This window comes from uncultured Dokdonia sp. (assembly GCF_947496725.1).
In the GTDB taxonomy this organism is placed as follows: Bacteria; Bacteroidota; Bacteroidia; order Flavobacteriales; family Flavobacteriaceae; genus Dokdonia.
Genome location: NZ_CANMDS010000001.1, coordinates 76,825 through 96,625, shown reverse-complemented (window position 1 = coordinate 96,625; position 19,801 = coordinate 76,825). Strand labels below are relative to the sequence as shown.

Below are 19,801 nucleotides of genomic sequence, written 5' to 3'. Positions count from 1 at the left end.
TTTTATTATTAAAAGTATACTTACTTTACATTACTCAACAGTAACAGGAAAAGTAACTTGAATATCTGTTTCTCCACCAGCATCACTTAACGTTCCATCGTTAGGCTTAGTAGGCTCGTGACGTAGGGTAACTGTAAGTGTACCTGTACCAGCAGTTGCTCCGGTAGTAAGTGTTACCACAGTACCAAGTGGGTTATTATCACTATCAAAGTTACCGTATGCAATCGCTGCATCTACTCCTGCACTTGGAGTATAAAATACTTGGTGCTCATCTGCCTCTTCTTCTACCTCTTCGGTAATATCTTCTGCTGGGCTTTCTGTTTCGTTAAGAAACTCTACAGTACCGTTATAAACAGTGCTTACATCTAAGTTGCCAGAGACTGTAATTGTAGGTGCGTTAGGACCATCTCCATCAAGATCTTGTGATGTAAGAACAATCGTTTCTGCGCCAGACTGTAGTGTAAGATTTAAGGTTGTTATTACCTCTTCTTCATTGATTATTTCTGGAATATCTCCATCATCATCACTAGAACAAGCTGCAAGGCTAATGGCAGTAAGGGCGATAAGTGTGTAATTTCTAAAGTTTTTCATTGTTTGTGTGTTATTACGCTTTCGCGAAAGCGTGATTTTAATAATTAATTTTAAGTTGTAATAAAACATTTCTACCTAGATCGTCTGCAAAATAGCGCTGGCGATTTAAGTACTCCCTGTAAGAGGTGTCAAATAGATTGTTTACCATAAGACCTACGTTAAGATTGCTCTTATCATTTATTGCAAAATCAATAGAGCTTCTAAAGTTGAGAAGATGATACGCATCGGGAGGTGTGCTTATATCTACTAACTCTGTTGTGTTAGTCTCAGGTAGAAAAACGTCAAAGTTTGTGTCTGGAAACTCATTTTGACGAAATACATAGTTACTCTCAAGTGACAGCTTCAAGTTATTTACAGACGGCATTGTATACGTAACACTGTTACGCGTACTTGCCGAAGGCACATTAATTAAAGCTCTGTCAAAGGTTACATCCTTTCCTTTTACCAGTGAAAACTGGTTAGAAAATTCAAAACGATCTGTTACTTGAACGTTGTTATCTATGTCAAAACCTAACAGTCTAGCTTGTGTCTGTCTATACTCCCATACAGGAAAACTACCTCTTAAGGTTTGCTGTACGCCTGTAGGCTCTATAAGGATAAAATCCTTTATAAAGTTTGCAAACGGAGCAATAGTAAAACTCCAAGTGTCTGTAGATCTTGTAAAATTTAATGAAATTTTATTTGCGACTTCTTGATTAAAACTTAGGTCACCTAGCTCTAGACGGGCAGCACTCTGGTGTAATCCATCAGAAAATAATTCTGATACATTAGGCGAGCGTGATGCCATTGCATAGTTTAAGGAAACCGTAGTCGCATCATTTACCTCATAAGAGGCTCCTGCAGTAGCCGAAAAATTGTGATACTCAAATTCTGGTTTTACAAATATTTGATTTTCAAATTCTTCAACTACAAATTGAGCAAAGTTTACATCATATTCCCTGGCTTCCCAAAGGCTAGTGATGTAAAACTTCTCTGCATTGATGCGGTTGTAATCATATCTTGCACCTGCCTCTATAGTCCACTTTCCAAAGTCTTTAGAACCTAACGCATAAATACCAAAATCATAACCTTGGTAATCTGGTATTAGTCTCCTCACTCCGGTAACGGGGTCGGGAAAGTGATCTTGGTACCTTCCAGAAATACCCACCTTTGCGGTAATGGTATTATCTGCCGTGTAGTCAAAATCTATTTTTCCTCCTATAGTTTCAAGTTGTAGATCAATAGATGGTCTTAAGTCATCGCTATCGCGACGTATGTCAAACTCTAGTCTGTTATTGCGCTGGTAATCTACCTGAGCACTTAACTTCCCAAAGTTATCAAAGCGATAAAATGACTTTAGTTTTGCAATCTGATGTTTTACTTCCTGTCTAGGGGCATTAATATCATACGTAAATGGCTCCACTACAAAGGGCTCTTGGCTGTTTATAGCAACCGAGAGGTCTGCAGCATTACCTACGTGCGATGAGCGTAAAATACCAGATTCTTTGTCAAAAATCGAGTAGCTAGCCTCTACACCGTAACGATATTTATTAACTCCTATACGTACAGAAAGGTCTCTCTCATACAGAGCTGTGTTACTTAGTACATAATCTGGCGCTTCAAAATCCCCAAAGCGTTTTAAAGTTCCATTTATGCCTCCATACCAGCCGTTATTATATGATTTTATTAAAGAAGTAGTCAGAGAACCTCCACGACCATTGGTCGCTCCGGTTATAATTGTTCTTCCAAAAAGGGTATCCTTTACAGGTACCCGCTCTGGCTCTATGATAATGGTGCCTCCTATAGCATCACCACCATATTGCAATCCTGCTGCTCCTTTAATAACTGTGACTTCACCAGCCGCATTTACATCTATATTAGGTGCGTGTTCTACACCCCATTCTTGATCTTGTAATCTCGTACCTTCTGTAATAAGTACTACTCTACTAGAGTGTAGTCCCTGTATCACAGGCTTTACAACAGAGTTACCCGTGTTTAATGAGGTAACACCACTTAGGTTTTTAAGCGCATCACCTAGTGATGCTGCGCTGTTATTTTCTAAGAGGTTGTGGTCTACCACACTTTCTGTTGCTGTACGGCTTTTACTTTTATGAGCGTGTGCAACAACCTCTACATCGCCTAGAGACTCTAGGTGATGCTCCATATTAATAGTACGAGTTGTATTACCGCTTACAGTTACTTTTACAAGCTGTGTCTCACACGCAGGATGAGATACCTGTAGTGTATACTGGTCCTCACAAAGATCTGTAATCACATATTTTCCTTGAGCATCTGTTGTCACAGATCGCTCAGAACCTACTATAATAATGGTTGCTTCTTGAAGCACTTCATTATCGTGTAAATCTATAATGTATCCAGATAAAGTGTACGAGCACTCTTGTGCTGTAGCCGTAATGCTCAGCAAGGCAATGCTAAGCCATAAATAAAATTTCATAAAATTTGTTTTGCGAATTATTGAATGTTATTCAATGCTTAACAAAACGGTGGTCCACGGTCTGAGGAACTTAGGACAATGTTTTTGTAAAATGTTTTAGGTAAAACATCTACTTCCTTTAAGTTGGGTAATGTGATTGTTTTATACGCTTTCGCGAAAGCGTAAACTCCTACTTTAACAATATGAAGATCGCCTAGATCACAATCAAGGCTCTTCTCGTGTACGTGAGTTTTATTACCAAAGGAACAGGTGTCGTAATGAGTGTGATTTTCTGTACTATGAATGAAAGAAACAATCGCAGGCAGCATAAATGCAAACATTACAAGTAATGCAGCTGCGCGATAAAAAGTATGTAATTTATGTTCTTTCAAAATCTACTTTGAGAATATAAAGCCTAATCCCATTCTCGAAACCATCTTTGTAGCAAATGCCTTAAAGAATGTATACTGACCAAATAACCAACCAAATATCACTAAAAGCACTTGATAAATAGGAAAAATTAACAAGATTCTAACAGGCCAATAGATCCAGCCGCTTGTGACATCTCTTCCTAAGCCTATCAAATCCATTAACGGATTTGATAACCTGCCTGCTGTTGAGCCAGTTACGGCAAAAGCAAGAAATATTGCAATAAGTTCCCAGCGATATGTTACTCCCCATCTATCATATAATTTTGCAAATAACCACAGGGTGATTTTAATGATGAGATAGGAGAGAAGAAGTGTTCCTAGTACAAGAAGTACTAGATACGTAGTAGAAGTTGCTTCTATAAATTTTGAAATAATAGCCTTTGCAAGCAAAAATGCCGAAATGAAAGTGGCAATTAATCCCAGTATAACGTGAATAAATTGCCAGTCTTTTGTGATTTCCCAGCGCGATTTGAATTTTTCCATAGCGCTGCAAAAATACGATTATCGCAGTTTCTGATTGTTACGTTGTTGAAAATATTCAAACCAGTTATATAAAAGATAGTTTACTTCATATCCATAATCTACTCCACGCTGGTAGTCTATTTGTTGTAAGTAAAGATTTGGGTCATACTGGATGGTGTTTATCACACGGTTGTTATACTCTGTGACATAAAATATGTTTCTGTTCTCTAGCCAGAACTGTTCATAATAACCTCTTTGTGGTTGTGTAACTAGCCATTGATTAAAGCCTGGTTCTATGATTATAATTTCGTATTCAAGACTGTCGTTTGCGATGCGCACGGTGTCAGACATAGCTTCTGAGCTATTTGTAATGTCTTGTGTTTTTGTCGTGCTAGCACAACCTATTATAATTCCGGCGAGTAATAAAGTGTAGAAAAGATTTTTCATAATATTAAAGTTAATGGTTTTACATATAATCTATGTTGTAATTAGTAAGTTCTTAACGCCTTGACTAATTGTACACCATAAAACTACTCATAGATTGCACAGTCTTAAAGTACCATTGAGTAAAAGGGCCTTTACAATGAGGTAACTAAAAAAAGGGTACCGTGTGGTACCCTTTGTAATATATTGAAAAGTAGTTTGTGTCTTATTTTCCAAAAAGACCACCCAGTAATCCACCTATACCACCTTTTCCTTTACTGCTTCCTAATACCATACCAGCTACATCATCAAGGATGCTTCCATCTCCATCTGAGTCTAGTAGTGTTGTTATAAGGCTTTGGTTTTCTTTTGGTTGTCCTCCTAGCATACTTCCTAGAAGTGCATTCATACCACTACCATCGCTTACGTTATTTTGCTGTGTTTGTTTTCCTAACACACCCATAAGTACTGGGGCAGCAACTTTAAGTATTTGTGCGATAGATCCAGCATCCACACCTGTTTTGCTACTTAATGCGTTTTCTACTTGTGGCTGGTTACCACCTAGTAGGTGACCTAGAATACCTGCACCATCTTGTAATACGTCATCACTAGGTCCTCCATTACCCATAAGGTCTCCTAGTTGGTCAAGAATACCACCACTATGTTTTCCACTTAAAGCTCCCATTAATCCAGCAGCACCTTCTGGAGTTTGTACATTTTTTTTCATTGCACCCATAAGTACTGGCAAAGCCATACTTAATACGTTTGCAGTATCTCCTTCAGATTGTCCAGCTTTTGCGCTAGCTCCTTGTATAAGTGTTTTTCCTATTGGTCCATTAAGTAGATCTAGTAATCCTGACATATTATTTTTAGTTTTAATTATGAGATTTCAATTTACGAATTAATATAACTGGTTTTACAAACAAGTATAAAAAAAACACCCAAGAGGGTGTTTTGATTAATATTATCGATAAAAGGCAAATAATGTTAAGTTAGAAATCAAATGTTTGATCTCGCTGCATTATTTTAAAATACTCATAATCTGGTCTGCTAGCTCTGTACCTATGCGATCTTGAGCTCCACCAGTTGCCGCACCTATGTGTGGTGTAAGGCTTACTTTAGGATTCATAAGTACTTGTACCGCTGGAGTAGGTTCATTCTCAAAAACGTCTAAACCTGCAAATGATAATTTACCACTGTCTAAAGCTGCGATAAGAGCTACTTCATCAATAACTCCACCACGAGCAGCATTTACAATTGCTGCGCCATCTTTCATAAGCTCAAACTCTGGCTTACCTATTACATAGTCTTTTTGTGCAGGAACGTGAAGAGTCACAAAATCTGCAGATTTTAATACCTCTTCCTTTGAAGAAGATTTTATTGTAAATGAAACTGACTGTCCATCAAAGAATGGAACTTCAACAGTAGCCTCTTCTGTAAATGGATCGTGAAAGATTACTTTCATCCCTACACCTAATGCAATTTTTGCAGTCTCTTGACCTATACGTCCAAAACCGATAACACCAAGAGTTTTACCACGAAGTTCGGTTCCTTTCGCGTAAGCTTTCTTTAAACCTTTAAATTTTGTATCACCATCTAGAGGCATATTTCGGTTTGAGTCAAACAGAAAACGTACACCATTGTAAAGGTGAGCAAAAACAAGCTCTGCAACAGATGCCGAAGATGCTGCTGGTGTATTGATCACGTGAAGTCCTTTATCACGTGCATATTGTACATCAATGTTATCCATACCTACACCACCACGGCCTATAACTTTTATAGATGGGCAAGCGTCTATTAACTCTTTACGCACTGTGGTTGCACTACGCACAAGTATAACATCTATTTCATTTGTGTTAATGTAGTTCTCAAGTTGATCTTGAGCTACGTTTGTAGTAATTACTTCAAAGCCTCCTGCGGTAAGCGCGTCAACTCCTGTTTGTGATATTCCGTCGTTTGCTAATACTTTCATAGTATATAGTGTTGTATGCGTTTTTTTTAATTATGCTTTTCTTTCTAGCTCGCTCATCACGTCTACTAGGACACCTACGCTATCCATAGAGAGTGCGTTATACATAGATGCTCTGTAGCCTCCTACACTTCTGTGTCCATTAAGACCGTTTATACCGGCTTCTTTCCACATTGTATCAAAGGCATCTTTAAGATCTCCATCTGTTAGTGAGAAAGTAGCATTCATTGTAGATCTATCTTCTTTGGCAGCAAATCCTTTAAATAATGGGTTAAGCTCAATCTCACTATAGAGTAAGGTTGCTTTGCGATCATTAATCTCCTCAATAGCTTTTACACCTCCTAGGTTTTTAAGCCATCTCATTGTAAGCATAGAGACATATACTGCATAGACTGCAGGTGTGTTAAACATACTTCCTTTGCTTATATGCGTTTCATAATTGAGCATAGAAGGTATTTGACGTGTCACTTTACCTAAGATATCCTCCCGTATAACAACAAGTGTTGTTCCTGCTGGTCCCATATTTTTTTGAGCACCTGCGTAGATAAGATCAAATTGTCCAAAATCTATCTCTCTAGAGAAGATGTCACTACTCATATCACATATAAGAGGACAGTCTACTTCAGGAAAATCCTTTATCTGTGTTCCGAAGATGGTATTGTTACTTGTAAGGTGTAAATAATCTAGTCCTTCTGGAATTGAGTATCCTTTAGGTATGTAATTAAAGTTTGCTTCTTTACTAGATGCAACCTCTACAATCTCCCCAAAAAGCTTAGCTTCCTTTATTGCTTTATCACTCCAAGTACCGGTATTTATATAACCAGCCTTAGATTGCAATAAGTTATATGCAGTCATTAAGAATTGTGTACTTGCACCTCCTTGTAGGAAGAGGGCTTTATACCCTTTACCTTCTAGGCCTAGTAGCTCTAAAGCCAGTTGCCTAGCCTCATCCATTACATCTACAAAGTCTTTACTTCTGTGAGAAATCTCCAGTATGGATAAACCAGAATCGTTAAAATCTAATATGGCTTGTGATGCTTCTTTAAAAACATCTTGAGGTAAAATACAAGGTCCTGCGCTAAAGTTGTGCTTCTTCATTTTATGCTAATTTTGAAATGCAAAGATGCTCAAAACCACATAGAATATTATAGATAAAATGATAAAATTATGGCAAAATCGATACTAAAAATGCAATAGTATCAACTCCATCAGCATAATCTTGAAGATTCGGTTTTTGAGTCTTTCCAAATGGTATAAGTGATGTAAAACCTTGTAGATTTTTATCATCACCTACAATGCACTGTATTTTATCTGCATCTTGAGAAAGTTTTAAATCAAGAGATTCTTTTGACTCATATTTTTCATAAAATAACGTTGCAATAGGAGAGCCGTAACTTTCATCTTCCTTAAGCATTAAAAACCCATTTTCTAGTAGGTCAAAAAGACTCATAAGGTATACTGCCTTATTATAGTCATAGTTGTTTGCATACTTTGCGTCATTCATTACATCGCTCCACGAGTAGATAGCTTTAAAAAATGCATCAAAGTTATACCCTTCTGGCACCAGTAATTTAGAAACATTGCGACAGCCTAGACCGTAGTATCTAAATATATCTTCACCTAGCGCTTTAAGTTGCTCTTCACTCTCATCACCCGTAAGTATGGCCACAGAGTTTCTGTTTTTTCTTATAATGTTAGGCTTCTTACCAAAGTAATATTCAAAATATCTTGCCGTATTATCACTTCCCGTAGCAATCACAGCATCGTGTGCAGGTAGTTTTTCTTCTGTAAATGAGATACGACCTTTAAAGTCTGGTGCTACATATTCCAGATATTTGGCTAGGTAGGGTAGTAGGTGCTTATCGTTTGAAGATTGTTTTATTGCAACTTTTTGACCTGCAATAAGTACACATAAAAAGTCGTGAAAACCTACTAGCGGTATATTACCTGCCATAATGATAGCAAAGGTTTTTTGGGATTGCGCTTTCGCGAAAGCGTCATTATAACCGCTCATCCACTCGCTAAGTTTTTCTTCGGTAAGGAGTGCTGCCCATCCCTCAAGTGCAAAAAGAATATTTTCTTGCGTAAACCACCCATTGTTTTCTCGCGCGAGTTTAAACTGATGTTTCATTCCGTCAAAAAATAGGTCATTGTGTGCAACTCCCTCTTTTTGAGCAATATTAGTGCGTGAAAACTGACTCAAGAAAGTCCCGAGTTTACTAAAAGCGTTAATTCTTTGTTGAAGCGTCATAGTGTTTTGGCAAATCGATGGCTAGGCATTATTTTTGTGCAAAGTTACCCAAAAAGAAACCTATGGCAATTATCATAACAGACGAATGTATAAACTGCGGTGCCTGCGAGCCAGAATGTCCTAATACGGCAATATATGAAGGAGCAGATGACTGGCGCTATGCAGATGGTACAGATCTGGAAGGAAATGTAGTACTACCTAACGGTAAGGAAGTAGATGCAAACGAGGCGCAAGAGCCAGTGAGCGATGAGATTTACTATATCATACCAGATAAGTGTACTGAGTGTAAAGGTTTTCACGAAGAGCCACAGTGTGCTGCCGTATGTCCAGTAGATTGCTGTGTACCTGATGATGATCACGTAGAGACAGATGAAGTTTTACTTGCAAAGCAAGCCTTTATGCATAAAGATGCATAGAGTATTATGATACTTATAATAAAAAAGCCACTCGTACGAGTGGCTTTTTTTGTTAGGTAGATTATCTTGATATGCTACGTATTAGAATTATTACATAAAAAAAGACCAAACTGAATTAAGTTTGGTCTTTTAAATTATGTTGTTTTATTCTTAAAGTTGTGTAAGCTTCACATACATAGCATACTGCTCATCTGTGAGGTATGTCTTTAAGTTTCCGTTTTTACGACTTGCCACTTTGTCTAGTGCTGCTTGCTTGTCTGTCGCATTCATATTACTAGCTTTAAGTCTATCTTCTGTAGCTTTAAAACCTGTAAGAGTCTTTGCAACATTTGCCTTTTGCTCTGCTGTAAGGTTTAATTTTTGAGCAAGCATATCAATCTGGCTTACTTGTTCTTTTTGTACTGGCGCATTTGCAACTTTTTGTGCTTGTACGGTTGTCATACCAAGAAAAGCAACGATGGCTAGAGTGACTATTGATTTCATAATGTCTTAAAATTGTAGTTATTTATTTCTCTAAGAGTTCATTAATTAACTCTGTTGGTCTACCAATAACGCCATTTTTATCGAGAATTACAATGGGACGCTCAATTAATTTTGGATTTTTACTCATCGCAGCCACTATTTGAGCATCTGTGAGGTCTTTTCCTTTATAATCACTTTTCCAGATGGCTTCATTTTTTCTAACAAGCTCTATGGGTTCAATATCAAGTATGTTTATAATCTCATTAAGTTCCTCTGTACTAAGAGAAGTATCAAGATACTTGATTACTTCAAATTCTTTTCCAGATGCCTCTACGACAGCAAGACCTTGTCTACTTTTTGTACAACGAGGATTGTGATATATTTTAATCATTATATAATTATTGTAAAGTTACGTGTACACCTTGTGTTCTAAGTTGTACAGCTAGTGTTTTTGCATTTTTAAAATGAATTCCGGCTATGCCAGAGCGTTTACAGCCCTCAACATTGTTAAGACTGTCATCTATAAAAACAGCCTCTGCAGGATTAATATTATACCTGTCTAGCATAAGGTCATAAATTTCTTTAAAAGGTTTGCGTGTACCTTCATCACCAGAGACTAGAATTCCTTCAAACCACTGCAGCCAAGGAAACTTTTCTAGCGCAACAGGAAAGGTTTCTCCGCTCCAGTTTGTTAATGCTAGCACTCTATAGTCCGGATTATCTACTAGTTCTTTTAATATTTTGAGCGTGTCTAGGTGTGTAAAACCGAGCATCTCCTCCCAGCGACCGTAATACATTTTTATGAGCTCTTCATATTCTGGAAACATCGCTATGCGCTCTTGGGTTGCTTTTTCTAATGGATAGCCTGCATCTTGATTTACATTCCAGTCCCAAGCACAAACGTGTTCTAAAAACCAGTCCATTTTCTCTCGATCGCCTCTAAATTCTTTGAGATATACATACTCGGGGCTCCAGTCTATGAGAACGCCTCCTAAGTCAAATATGACGGTAGTGATTTTTGAATTTTCCATATTATTACTTTGTTATGAGGTGCGGTACATCATCTAGTTTCCAGTCTATCACTAATCCTCCAGCTAGTGATCTTGCAATTTCTGCGCCGTAAAGAAGTTCGGTGAGATAGAGAGCGGCTTCAAAACTTTTAGCACCTCCAGCAGAGGTGATATACTTCCCATCGTGCACAAATAATACATCTTTTCTAATATCAAGATTAGGAAACGTCTCACGCATCTTATCGATGTCACTCGGGAAGGTTGTTGAGACACTGTTGTCTAGTAAACCTGCCTTTGCTAGTACAAAAGCACCATCGCAATGTGAGGTTACATACATAGCTTCTTTATCTACTTTTTTTACAAAGTTAATGAGCGCTTCATCCTCCAGATCTGTATCTAGGTGATGCTCTGCACTTGGTACAACTAGTATATCTATTTTAGGTAGGTCTTCGCTTGTATAGTCAAAGTCTGGTAGGAGATATATCCCCTCAAAGGTACGCACGGGTTGTAGGGTATTTGCTACTGTAAAAACATTCATCGCTTTTATATTCTCTCGATAAATAGTATGCTGAAAAATGTCAAAAGGTGCCGTAAGCTCTGTGTTAAAAGTGCCATCCATAATTAAGAAGGCTACGTTGTAACGCGTTGAGTCTAGTACTGGTTTTGCTTTCGCGAAAGCGTTATCAACCTCATTAGTAACAGCGGGCTGTTCTATAGTTTTAGGTTCTGTATTGCAACCTATTAATATAAGCGTTGTAAGTAGTAGTATATAGTATTTCATTAGGTTCTCTTTATAATGATAAAGATACGAGTTCTCATAGGGTTTCTTTGGCAAGCATTCTCTTTACAATGTAGAGTAGGAGCCAGGCAATAAGTGTGAGCCCTATTAAAAATATCCAAGTGGTCTGAAAGCCATAATATGCAGTAATTTGCATCCCGCTGTTGTGACCAAAAATATGAGCTACAGAAAATGACATACTGTAAACACCCATATATGCTCCTTGTCTCCCTAGCTTAGATCTGTCTAACGCAAATTTGTTGCTAAAAGGGAAGGAAATCATCTCTCCAAAGGTTGCGATTACCATACCTATCACAACAACACCTACCCAAGTCTCCCACAGCAGTAATAGAAAACTTGCGCCCGTCATAAGCAAACCTACAATGGTGCTTTGCACATTAGTAAGTTCTTTTTTTTCCATCCAGGCTATGAGTGGCATTTCAAACACAACAATGAGTGCGCCATTAAGCGCTAGTATGAGACCTATGGCGTCTTCATCAAGTTTATAGGCATCCTTGTAATAAAGCGGTACAGTAGAAAAATATTGTACAAATATGATCCCAAAAAGCGCAAGTGCTATTAAGAATAATACATAAGGCGTATCCTTAAGAGGTTTTACAGGATTCTGAACAACTACTTCTTTATCTAACTCTTTAGTCTTTTTAGGGTTGAGTACTTGCATCATAAGTACACCCGCAAGCAAGCAGGTGATGCCGTCTACATAAAACAATGTCTTATAGCCAGCGAGTGCTATAAGAAAACCACCTATAGCTGGTCCCACAGAAAACCCTAGATTAATTGCGAGCCTAATGAGTGTTAATGACCGCGTTTTATTTTCTGGTTTTGAGTAGGCGCTTAGTGCTACAAAAAAAGCAGGGCGTCCCATATCTGCCACTGCAATAAGAACAAAAAATGAAATACACATCATCCAGAAACTCTCTACGTGCATTACCCATAAAAAGTTAATACCAGTGAGTAACAGGCTTAATAAGATGACTTTATAATACCCTATTACATCACTTAGTTTACCGCCTATCCAAGCACCAGCAAAAGAACCTAGACCGTACGAAGTCATTATCCAGGCGACGTCTTGTAAGCTAAAGTGTAAACTCTTATTGAGGTAAATAGACAAGAACGGGATAACCATCGCCCCAGATCTATTAATGAGCGTGATGAGTGACAGCCACCAGATCTCTCTTGATAGGCCATCAAAGGTTTTAAGGTAATTGCGCAGTAGTGTTTTCATACAGTTGGTTGGTTAGCTTGTTAAGACCTACGCTTGCCCATAAATATAAAGAGTCCAGCGTGGTGGCCGGACTCTTTAATATCGTTACTTCTTATAATCATATAGTGACAACATATCAAGTCTGGCGCAGCAGTGTGCACGAGGTAAGTTTATATGTTGTGACTACATTCATAATGTGGTGTAAAGTTATAAAAATAATTGAGTTGAGTACGCTTTCGCGAAAGCGTAATACGTTTCTATTTATAATGTCTCTTCTCTCTTTATTAATTCTGCCTTGATTGCTTTTTTAGACATAAACTGCATAGGTAATGTTGCCGAACAGCATAAGCCTACCGCTAGGGTTGCTATAAATGTGGCATTATCGTCCTTTGTGAGCATACCATAAATAGATATACCTATAAGAAATGATAAGATGATGAGTAGAGCAACAATGAGCACCTTAATCATATTTAAGTTAGAGAGCAGTTGTGCCGTGGTTTTTGTTGAATAATCTATTTTCATTATCTGAAATTGAGTTTTTTTAAATAAATATTACATCTCGCTCCCGAAGAAGATAGCGTTCATAAGCAGTTTGTTAGTTCCATACCAGAACGCTCTAAAGTTTGTGTTATCTGTAAATAAGATAACCTCACCACGACCCGCACTCTGATGTACAAAAGGTCTTGTCTCTGGGATAGCCTTAAGATTAATCTTAGAGATGTAACCAGCTTGTAGCGGTGACTTAGTATACTGTATAGGGTTCTTGTAGCTTGTAGAGTCTGCTTTTATAAATAGCGTAGTGTTTCTAAAAAGAGATACTTTATCACCCGTATATCCAAAGTTAATAGGGTGTGAGCGATCTTGCTTTGCTTCAAAAATTGCACCTCCTATTACTTGTGCTCCTGTAAAATCTCTACGTTGCTCAAAGCTCACGTTTTTTGCAGGGTTTTTAGTTTTTACAAAATCTATGTCTAGCATCTTATTTCTTTCAAACCAGTTTGCTACGTTTTTATAACCTATAAGAGTTCCACCAGATCGCACCCATTGTTTTATCTTATCTGTGTTGCCTTTATTTATGGCATTACCCCATAAATTAGGTAATATAATATCTGTATATCTAGACAAGTCTGCGCGACCTAAATCTTTAGTATCAATTTTTGTGATACGCATATTGTAACGTGTGTCAAATAGGTGCCACATCTCTCCCGCATCATACGGGTTGATACCTTCACCTACTATCATTGCCACGCGAGCAGGCTCTAATGCTCTAAACTGGTTACTACCAAGATCTATACCTTCTGTGAGGCCAGTACTTACTGCCTTGATGGTTACGTTTGCATCTTGTACCACTTCGTTTATAAAACTCGCTAGTTCTTGCTTATTAAGCGATTGATTTTGCACAGGTATCATAATGGTACCATAGTCATAAGAGATACCTTCTACGCTAAATTTTTGCATACCCACCTTTGCTCTTATGCCTTTATTAAGTATGGTGTTGAGCGCCTTAGGGGTGTAGTAATCGTGCCACTCCATAAGGTATGCATAGGTACTAGTACCTACAGCTGGGGTAGGTTTTCTTTTTAAATCTTGTATCTCGTTGCCAGCTTTGCTTAAAGATGCATTTTCTGTAAAATCTACACCAAAAGAGAGTGGAAAAGACCAAGCACTTATATCATAAAACAAACTATCTTGAAAGGTAGTACGCTTTTCAAACATCGCTTTGATGAGGCGGCTCTGTCTTTGGTTTTTTGGGACGATGTAGCTCATTCCTTTTTTAAAGTTTGCTCCATCTTGCGAGAAGTCTTGTGCTACCTCGTGTACTTTTATTTGATGTCTTTTAAGCACCTCTGCTAGGTGATATGCGCTACCTGCATCTTTCTCACTACCAAAGGCATATGCGCCACTTCCTTTTTCGCCTCGAGCGTTCTTAAAAAAGTCACGTTGATAGTCTAGTAATTGCTTGCGCATACCTTGTGCAGCCTCAAGGGTAGATAATATAGCTGTAAACTGGTTGCGTATCGTAAACGGAAACTCAAGTAAACCGTTTTCTGTTTCTTGAGCGTGGCCACGGCTACTTCCTTGCTCAAAGAGAATACCTATACCACCATTAATGTCTGGAAAGGTAGATCCTTTACCGTAGTAAAAATCATCAAAACTCTCTTCTGTATAGTAAAAGCTACCTATTTTATCTAGTGCTGCCGCGTGGTAGTTTCCTATTTGCTTTGTGAGTTCTTGGTTAAGCGCAGGTGTGAGTGGGTGTGTACGAGATTGTATACCTGGCTGAAAGAAAAAGCTACTGTTAGATCCCATCTCGTGATGGTCTGTAAGAATGTTAGGATACCAGTTATGAAATGTCTTAATACGCGCTCTTGACTCTGGTAGTTGTACTGGAAGCCAGTCTCTATTCATATCAAACCAGTAGTGGTTAGTACGACCACCTGGCCAGACCTCGTCATACTCGCGGTCTTGAGGGTCTGCATTTACGTTTATACTCTTATTTGTATTTGCCCAGTAAGCAAAACGCTGTAAACCATCTGGATTAAATGATGGGTCAAAAAGTATAATGGTATTATCTAGTAGTGCATCTATTTTAGGTCCTTGAGCGGCAGCGAGATAGTATGCAGCTATGAGTCCTGCATTTGCGCCAGAAGGTTCATTACCGTGTATAGACATCCCTTGGTATACTACAATAGGCATACTGCTTGTGCTCAAGCTAGCACTGCCATCTTCTACCAGTTTTACGTGTTCTTTACGTATGTTTTCAATATTGGAGTGATTACTAGGTGAGGTGACCGTTAGTAATAAAATAGGCCTTCCCTCAAAGGTAGTCCCTCGACTTTCTATAGTCATACGATCACTTGCTGCTGCAAGCGTGCGCATATATTCTGATAACTTGTCGTGACTTACGTGCCACTCTCCAGGTGTGTAGCCTAAAACACTTTCTGGTGTAGGGATATTTGGATTGTAAGTGACATCTGTAGGTAAATAGTAATCCATATCTACCTTTCCGCTTTGTGCGAGTGTAGATATGCTACTTAATACTAGGGTAGTAAGTACGAGTAATAAGCGCATTCTATAAGCTATTTTTTAAGTTGTTAGACTCTAAAAATAAGCAAAAGAAGTAACGCCTGCACGTAACAATTGTTAACTAAAATATGGAGTTGTATTGGGTATGAACACAAGACTAGCGTTCTAGTTTATCTAGATAGCCGCAAGCAGCTCCTATAATGCCAGCGTGATTCTTAGTTTTTGCCGCAACAATAGGAATATCTGTGGTAAGATATCTTTCAAATTCTGCCATATGTTTACTTATACCACCACCTATTATGTAATGGTTAGGTGTACATATTAACTCTACATTTTTAAGAAAGAAATTAAAGCGCTCTGCCCACTCTTTAAAAGTGAGTTTTTCTTCCTTTCTTACAGAGTTTGCGGCATACTTTTCAATAGGCTTTTTCTTATATGGAATACGACCAAATTCAAAATTTGGGATGAGTTTACCGTTATAGCAAAGTCCAGAGCCTATACCTGTGCCTACTGTAATCACAGCAACCAGACCTTTTAAATCTTTTCCGGCTCCGTATCTAACTTCGGCGAGGCTTGCGGCATCTGCATCGTTTATAACAGAGCAAGGTAAACCAGTTTTTTTAGAAAAAAGTTCATCTATCTGTACACCCATCCAGCTCTTGTGCATATTACCATATGCCATAGCTTTACCATCTACGATAACGGTAGGAAAGCCTATTCCTATAGGTCCTGTCCAGTTAAAGTGATCTACGAGTTGCTGTACACAATCTGCTACAGCCTTAGGTTTTGCAGGGCGCGGGGTTTCTATTCTAAAACGTTCACCTATGTACTCTTCTGTTTCCAGATCTACAGGGACACCTTTTATTCCCGTTCCGCCTATGTCGATACCTAATATCTTCATCTATGATGGTTTTTGTGTGGCGAAAGATAGGAATTTTTGAATAATATAGAAGTAGGGTGGGTGAGTCCGCTTTCGCGAAAGCGTAACCTTATAGAATCAGATACTTAGAGTACCTCTTCTTGTTCTGAAGGTTTTTCTTTACCATATTCTTGTTTGTAAATTTTTACAATAAGTAGAAAAATACTCACTACAATAGGTCCAAAAATGAGACCTATAAATCCAAATAAAGGTACCCCTACAATAACCCCTATAATGGTAATAAGTGGGTGAACGTCTGCCAGTCGCTTTTGAATCACAAGTCTAAAAAGATTATCTGTAGAGCCCACTACGACCGTACCATAGATAATCATCACGATGGCTTGCCAGATGTCACCAGCAGCGTATAGAATGATGCACACTGGTACGATACCTAAGGCGGTACCTACAAATGGTATCATAGAGCCAACGGTGACAATTGCAAACCAGAAAAAGGGATCTTCTACGCCAAGTATTAAAAAGCCTATAAGTGCCACAAGTCCCTGTAGTAATGCTACTAGTGGTATACCTATGGCATTTGACTTTACAAGCTCCTGGCTATCTTTACCTATGAGTTTTAAGTTTTTCTCACTTAGGGGTATATACTCGAGCATAGACTCTCTAAAAGTCCTTCTATTAGTAAGCATATAGTACAGCATAAAATACATAAGACCTATGGCGATAAATACATTAAAGGTCCCACCGGCTAGCCCTTGAAGGTTACTACTTATCCAGTCTGTTACAGAACTGGTGTCTATGGAGCTTGCGATATCGAGACCAAAGCGAGACTCTATATCTGCCATTTCTGTTTTTACAATGTTTATGACTTTGCCACTATTTTCTACCGCTTTACTAATTTTTGAGGTGAGCATTAATACAAGTCCAGCAATAGGTACTAGTATTACAAGAAATGACCCTGCCATAAGAACGCAAGCGGAAACGCTAGAGTTCCATTTTCTTTTTTTTACCAGATATTCTTGCCATTTACGTAGTAAAACAAAGAGTGTAATCGCACCTAGTATACCTGATAGATAGGTTGCCATCTCCTTAAATATTAACCACCCAAATAGAATGATTAAAAAGATGATAAAGAATTGTCGTAAAAGGTTAGGTTTGAGTGTTTGCATATATTATTTGGCAAATATTTGAGAGTCGTTTCTAAAGGCTTTAAACTCAAGCGCGTTACCACAAGGGTCATAAAAGAACATTGTAGTTTGCTCTCCAGTTAGACCTTTAAAGCGTACATAAGGTTCTATTACAAAATCTACGTGTGGTGCTATTTTTTCGGCAAATGCTTCAAAATCTTCCCAAGCGAGTACAACTCCAAAGTGAGGGACAGGGACCGCTTTACCATCTACTTCATTATGCACTTCATCTACAGTAGATTTTTCCTTGTAATGAATCACTAGCTGGTGTCCAAAAAAGTTAAAATCTACCCAGTGGTCGCTGCTGCGGCCTTCAGGTAGATTTAAAATATCTCTATAAAAAACTCTTGCTTTCTCAACGTCATCTACGGGAATAGCAAGATGAAATGGTCGTACTGTCATAATTGATGTTTTGAAGTACTAATTTACACCATTTTTTTAGGTTATTTATTTATCAGATGCAATTGCATCTGTATCTTTTCTATGTTTAAGCAATGAGATGCCCGCAAAGAAAAATATTACACCAAGTATTGTAAATGCCCACGGACTCATACCAGTACTTAAACTTCCAAAGATCCCCATAACTCCGAGCACTAGCATTATAGCTCCTGCAACAAGCGCTATTACTCCTATAATCTTAATCATAACTTAATTGTTTTTATTATTTGGAATATAAAAGTAATTGATTGGCGGAGTGAAGCTTTGCTACTTAACAGCACATTACCACAGTTTTAATAGGAGTTTATGAATGTGAGTTATATTTTGGCAGTCTTTAAGAAAAGCAGTTTTCATTTTGTGGGGTAGTAGCGGCACTTTTGTATAAATTTGCATCCTTAAAACTAATCTTTTATACGCGCCACGTGATTACAAAAAGAATTATCCCTTGTCTCGATATTAAAAATGGTAGAACCGTAAAAGGAACTAACTTTGTAAACTTGCGTGATGCTGGAGATCCAGTGGAGCTAGCAAAGCTATACTCTAATACAGGAGCAGATGAGCTAGTTTTTTTAGATATATCTGCAACAGAAGAACGTCGTAAGACCCTTGCAGATCTAGTATTAAGAGTTGCTTCACAGGTAAACATACCATTTACAGTAGGCGGAGGAATATCTTCTGTAGAAGATGTAGATATCTTATTACAAAATGGTGCAGATAAAGTTTCTATAAACTCTAGTGCTGTAAAAAGACCAGAACTCATAAATGAGCTTGTAGCAAAATTTGGCTCACAATGTATTGTTGTCGCTATAGATGCAAAGTATATAGAAGGAGAGTGGATTGTACATTTAGTGGGAGGTAAAGTACCTACAGAGCATAATCTCTTTGACTGGGCAAAAGAAGTAGAAGAGCGAGGTGCTGGTGAGATCCTTTTTACTTCTATGGACAATGATGGTACAAAAGATGGTTTTGCAAACGAGGCACTAGCTAGACTTTCTGAAAGTCTAAATATCCCAATAATTGCAAGTGGTGGAGCTGGAAATATGCAACACTTTGCAGATGCTTTTACAGAGGGTAAGGCAGATGCAGCTCTTGCAGCAAGTGTTTTTCACTTTAAGGAAATAGAAATAACAGATTTAAAACAAGAGTTAACCACGCAAGGTATTGCGATGAGATTATAACTTTTACTAGATATTACAAGTAATGAGAATAGATTTTGATAAGTATGAGAATGGTCTTGTTCCAGCAATAATACAAGACATAAGAACCAAAAATGTTTTAATGCTAGGCTTTATGAATCTTGAAGCCTATGAGAAAACACTTGCTTCAAAAAAGGTAACTTTCTTTAGCCGTTCTAAAGGTAGACTATGGACTAAGGGAGAAGAGACAAAAAACTATTTACATTTAGAAACTATTGAGGTAGATTGTGATAATGATACTTTGCTAGTACAAGTGACTCCTCAAGGGCCTACTTGTCATAAAGGGACAGATACCTGCTGGGGTAATAGTAACAAAACAAACTTTGGCTTTTTATCACATCTAGAAGAAATAATAGAAGATCGCTGGAATACTAAAGATACTGCAGACTCTTATGTTGCGTCACTCTTTAGAAGTGGGATTAATAAAGTAGCTCAAAAAGTAGGAGAAGAGGCTGTAGAGGTGGTTATTGAAGCAAAAGATGATAACGATCATCTATTCCTTAATGAAAGCGCAGATTTATTGTTTCACTATATGGTTTTATTACAGGCAAAAGGGTTTCACCTGCGTGATATAGAAAAAACACTTATTGCTCGACATAAATAAGCATAGATTGTAAGTAATTTATTACATTTAGGGCTTAAAACCTA

At 37.9% G+C, this 19,801-nt stretch carries 23 protein-coding genes; 3 read left to right on the top strand and 20 right to left on the bottom strand.

Going from position 1 to position 19,801, the window contains the following annotated elements; genetic code table 11:
* Positions 1-30: 30 nt before the first annotated feature.
* The 9 genes from Q0948_RS00465 to Q0948_RS00425 all read right to left on the bottom strand — a co-directional run bounded on the left by Q0948_RS00465 (position 31) and on the right by Q0948_RS00425 (position 8,540).
* A complete protein-coding gene (locus Q0948_RS00465; protein WP_298348607.1) occupies positions 31-591 on the bottom strand; it encodes a type 1 periplasmic binding fold superfamily protein in 561 nt (186 codons plus the stop codon).
* Positions 592-628: 37 nt separating this feature from the next.
* Positions 629-3,025, bottom strand: a complete 2,397-nt coding sequence (locus Q0948_RS00460; protein ID WP_298348609.1) for a TonB-dependent receptor — start codon at positions 3,023-3,025, stop codon at positions 629-631.
* A 38-nt stretch (positions 3,026-3,063) separates the two neighbouring features.
* Positions 3,064-3,396: a hypothetical protein gene (locus tag Q0948_RS00455; protein ID WP_298348611.1), complete on the bottom strand. Its 333-nt coding sequence runs from the start codon at positions 3,394-3,396 to the stop codon at positions 3,064-3,066.
* A 3-nt stretch (positions 3,397-3,399) separates the two neighbouring features.
* Positions 3,400-3,918, bottom strand: a complete 519-nt coding sequence (locus Q0948_RS00450) for a DUF6787 family protein (protein WP_298348613.1) — start codon at positions 3,916-3,918, stop codon at positions 3,400-3,402.
* An 18-nt stretch (positions 3,919-3,936) separates the two neighbouring features.
* Entirely contained in the window at positions 3,937-4,344 is a 408-nt protein-coding gene (locus Q0948_RS00445) for a DUF6146 family protein (RefSeq protein ID WP_298348615.1), read from the bottom strand.
* Positions 4,345-4,546: 202 nt separating this feature from the next.
* Positions 4,547-5,182, bottom strand: a complete 636-nt coding sequence (locus tag Q0948_RS00440) for a DUF937 domain-containing protein (RefSeq protein ID WP_298348617.1) — start codon at positions 5,180-5,182, stop codon at positions 4,547-4,549.
* 159 nt (positions 5,183-5,341) lie between these two features.
* Positions 5,342-6,292, bottom strand: a complete 951-nt coding sequence (locus tag Q0948_RS00435) for a D-2-hydroxyacid dehydrogenase (RefSeq protein WP_298348619.1) — start codon at positions 6,290-6,292, stop codon at positions 5,342-5,344.
* A 30-nt stretch (positions 6,293-6,322) separates the two neighbouring features.
* Entirely contained in the window at positions 6,323-7,387 is a 1,065-nt protein-coding gene (serC, locus tag Q0948_RS00430) for a 3-phosphoserine/phosphohydroxythreonine transaminase (RefSeq protein ID WP_021778850.1), read from the bottom strand.
* Between the two features lie 67 nt (positions 7,388-7,454).
* Complete coding sequence (locus tag Q0948_RS00425) at positions 7,455-8,540, bottom strand: acyl-CoA reductase (protein ID WP_298348621.1); 1,086 nt, start codon at positions 8,538-8,540, stop codon at positions 7,455-7,457.
* 62 nt (positions 8,541-8,602) lie between these two features.
* On the opposite strand from Q0948_RS00425, the gene Q0948_RS00420 reads away from it, so the two are divergent.
* A complete protein-coding gene (locus tag Q0948_RS00420; protein ID WP_021778852.1) occupies positions 8,603-8,956 on the top strand; it encodes a 4Fe-4S dicluster domain-containing protein in 354 nt (117 codons plus the stop codon).
* Positions 8,957-9,106: 150 nt separating this feature from the next.
* Here the strand turns inward: Q0948_RS00420 and Q0948_RS00415 are convergent, their stop codons facing one another.
* The 11 genes from Q0948_RS00415 to Q0948_RS00365 form a co-directional block, all read right to left on the bottom strand.
* Positions 9,107-9,439 (bottom strand): hypothetical protein, encoded by a 333-nt coding sequence (locus tag Q0948_RS00415; protein WP_021778853.1) that lies wholly within the window; start codon positions 9,437-9,439, stop codon positions 9,107-9,109.
* A 22-nt stretch (positions 9,440-9,461) separates the two neighbouring features.
* Complete coding sequence (gene arsC, locus Q0948_RS00410) at positions 9,462-9,809, bottom strand: arsenate reductase (glutaredoxin) (RefSeq protein WP_298348625.1); 348 nt, start codon at positions 9,807-9,809, stop codon at positions 9,462-9,464.
* Between the two features lie 7 nt (positions 9,810-9,816).
* Positions 9,817-10,449 carry an HAD family hydrolase gene (locus tag Q0948_RS00405; RefSeq protein WP_298348628.1) on the bottom strand — a complete coding sequence of 211 codons (633 nt, stop codon included), beginning with the start codon at positions 10,447-10,449 and terminating at the stop codon, positions 9,817-9,819.
* Between the two features lie 4 nt (positions 10,450-10,453).
* Positions 10,454-11,209: a DJ-1/PfpI family protein gene (locus Q0948_RS00400; protein WP_298348630.1), complete on the bottom strand. Its 756-nt coding sequence runs from the start codon at positions 11,207-11,209 to the stop codon at positions 10,454-10,456.
* Positions 11,210-11,243: 34 nt separating this feature from the next.
* Positions 11,244-12,452, bottom strand: a complete 1,209-nt coding sequence (locus tag Q0948_RS00395) for an MFS transporter (protein ID WP_021778857.1) — start codon at positions 12,450-12,452, stop codon at positions 11,244-11,246.
* Between the two features lie 240 nt (positions 12,453-12,692).
* On the bottom strand, positions 12,693-12,953 hold the full coding sequence (locus Q0948_RS00390) for a hypothetical protein (protein WP_298348632.1): 261 nt from the start codon (positions 12,951-12,953) through the stop codon (positions 12,693-12,695).
* 30 nt (positions 12,954-12,983) lie between these two features.
* Positions 12,984-15,503, bottom strand: a complete 2,520-nt coding sequence (locus tag Q0948_RS00385; protein WP_298348634.1) for a M14 family metallopeptidase — start codon at positions 15,501-15,503, stop codon at positions 12,984-12,986.
* A gap of 112 nt (positions 15,504-15,615) precedes the next feature.
* A complete protein-coding gene (gene ppgK / locus Q0948_RS00380) occupies positions 15,616-16,359 on the bottom strand; it encodes a polyphosphate--glucose phosphotransferase (RefSeq protein ID WP_035336672.1) in 744 nt (247 codons plus the stop codon).
* Between the two features lie 104 nt (positions 16,360-16,463).
* The gene (locus tag Q0948_RS00375) at positions 16,464-17,501 is read right to left on the bottom strand and encodes an AI-2E family transporter (protein WP_021778861.1); all 1,038 of its coding nucleotides are present in this window, start codon (positions 17,499-17,501) and stop codon (positions 16,464-16,466) included.
* Positions 17,502-17,504: 3 nt separating this feature from the next.
* Complete coding sequence (locus Q0948_RS00370; RefSeq protein ID WP_035336674.1) at positions 17,505-17,921, bottom strand: VOC family protein; 417 nt, start codon at positions 17,919-17,921, stop codon at positions 17,505-17,507.
* Between the two features lie 45 nt (positions 17,922-17,966).
* Positions 17,967-18,164, bottom strand: a complete 198-nt coding sequence (locus tag Q0948_RS00365) for a hypothetical protein (protein ID WP_035336675.1) — start codon at positions 18,162-18,164, stop codon at positions 17,967-17,969.
* Between the two features lie 215 nt (positions 18,165-18,379).
* On the opposite strand from Q0948_RS00365, the gene hisF reads away from it, so the two are divergent.
* Both hisF and hisIE read left to right on the top strand, forming a co-directional pair.
* The gene (gene hisF / locus Q0948_RS00360; RefSeq protein WP_298348641.1) at positions 18,380-19,135 is read left to right on the top strand and encodes an imidazole glycerol phosphate synthase subunit HisF; all 756 of its coding nucleotides are present in this window, start codon (positions 18,380-18,382) and stop codon (positions 19,133-19,135) included.
* Positions 19,136-19,157: 22 nt separating this feature from the next.
* Positions 19,158-19,757 carry a bifunctional phosphoribosyl-AMP cyclohydrolase/phosphoribosyl-ATP diphosphatase HisIE gene (hisIE, locus tag Q0948_RS00355; RefSeq protein ID WP_298348643.1) on the top strand — a complete coding sequence of 200 codons (600 nt, stop codon included), beginning with the start codon at positions 19,158-19,160 and terminating at the stop codon, positions 19,755-19,757.
* Positions 19,758-19,801 lie beyond the last annotated feature (44 nt).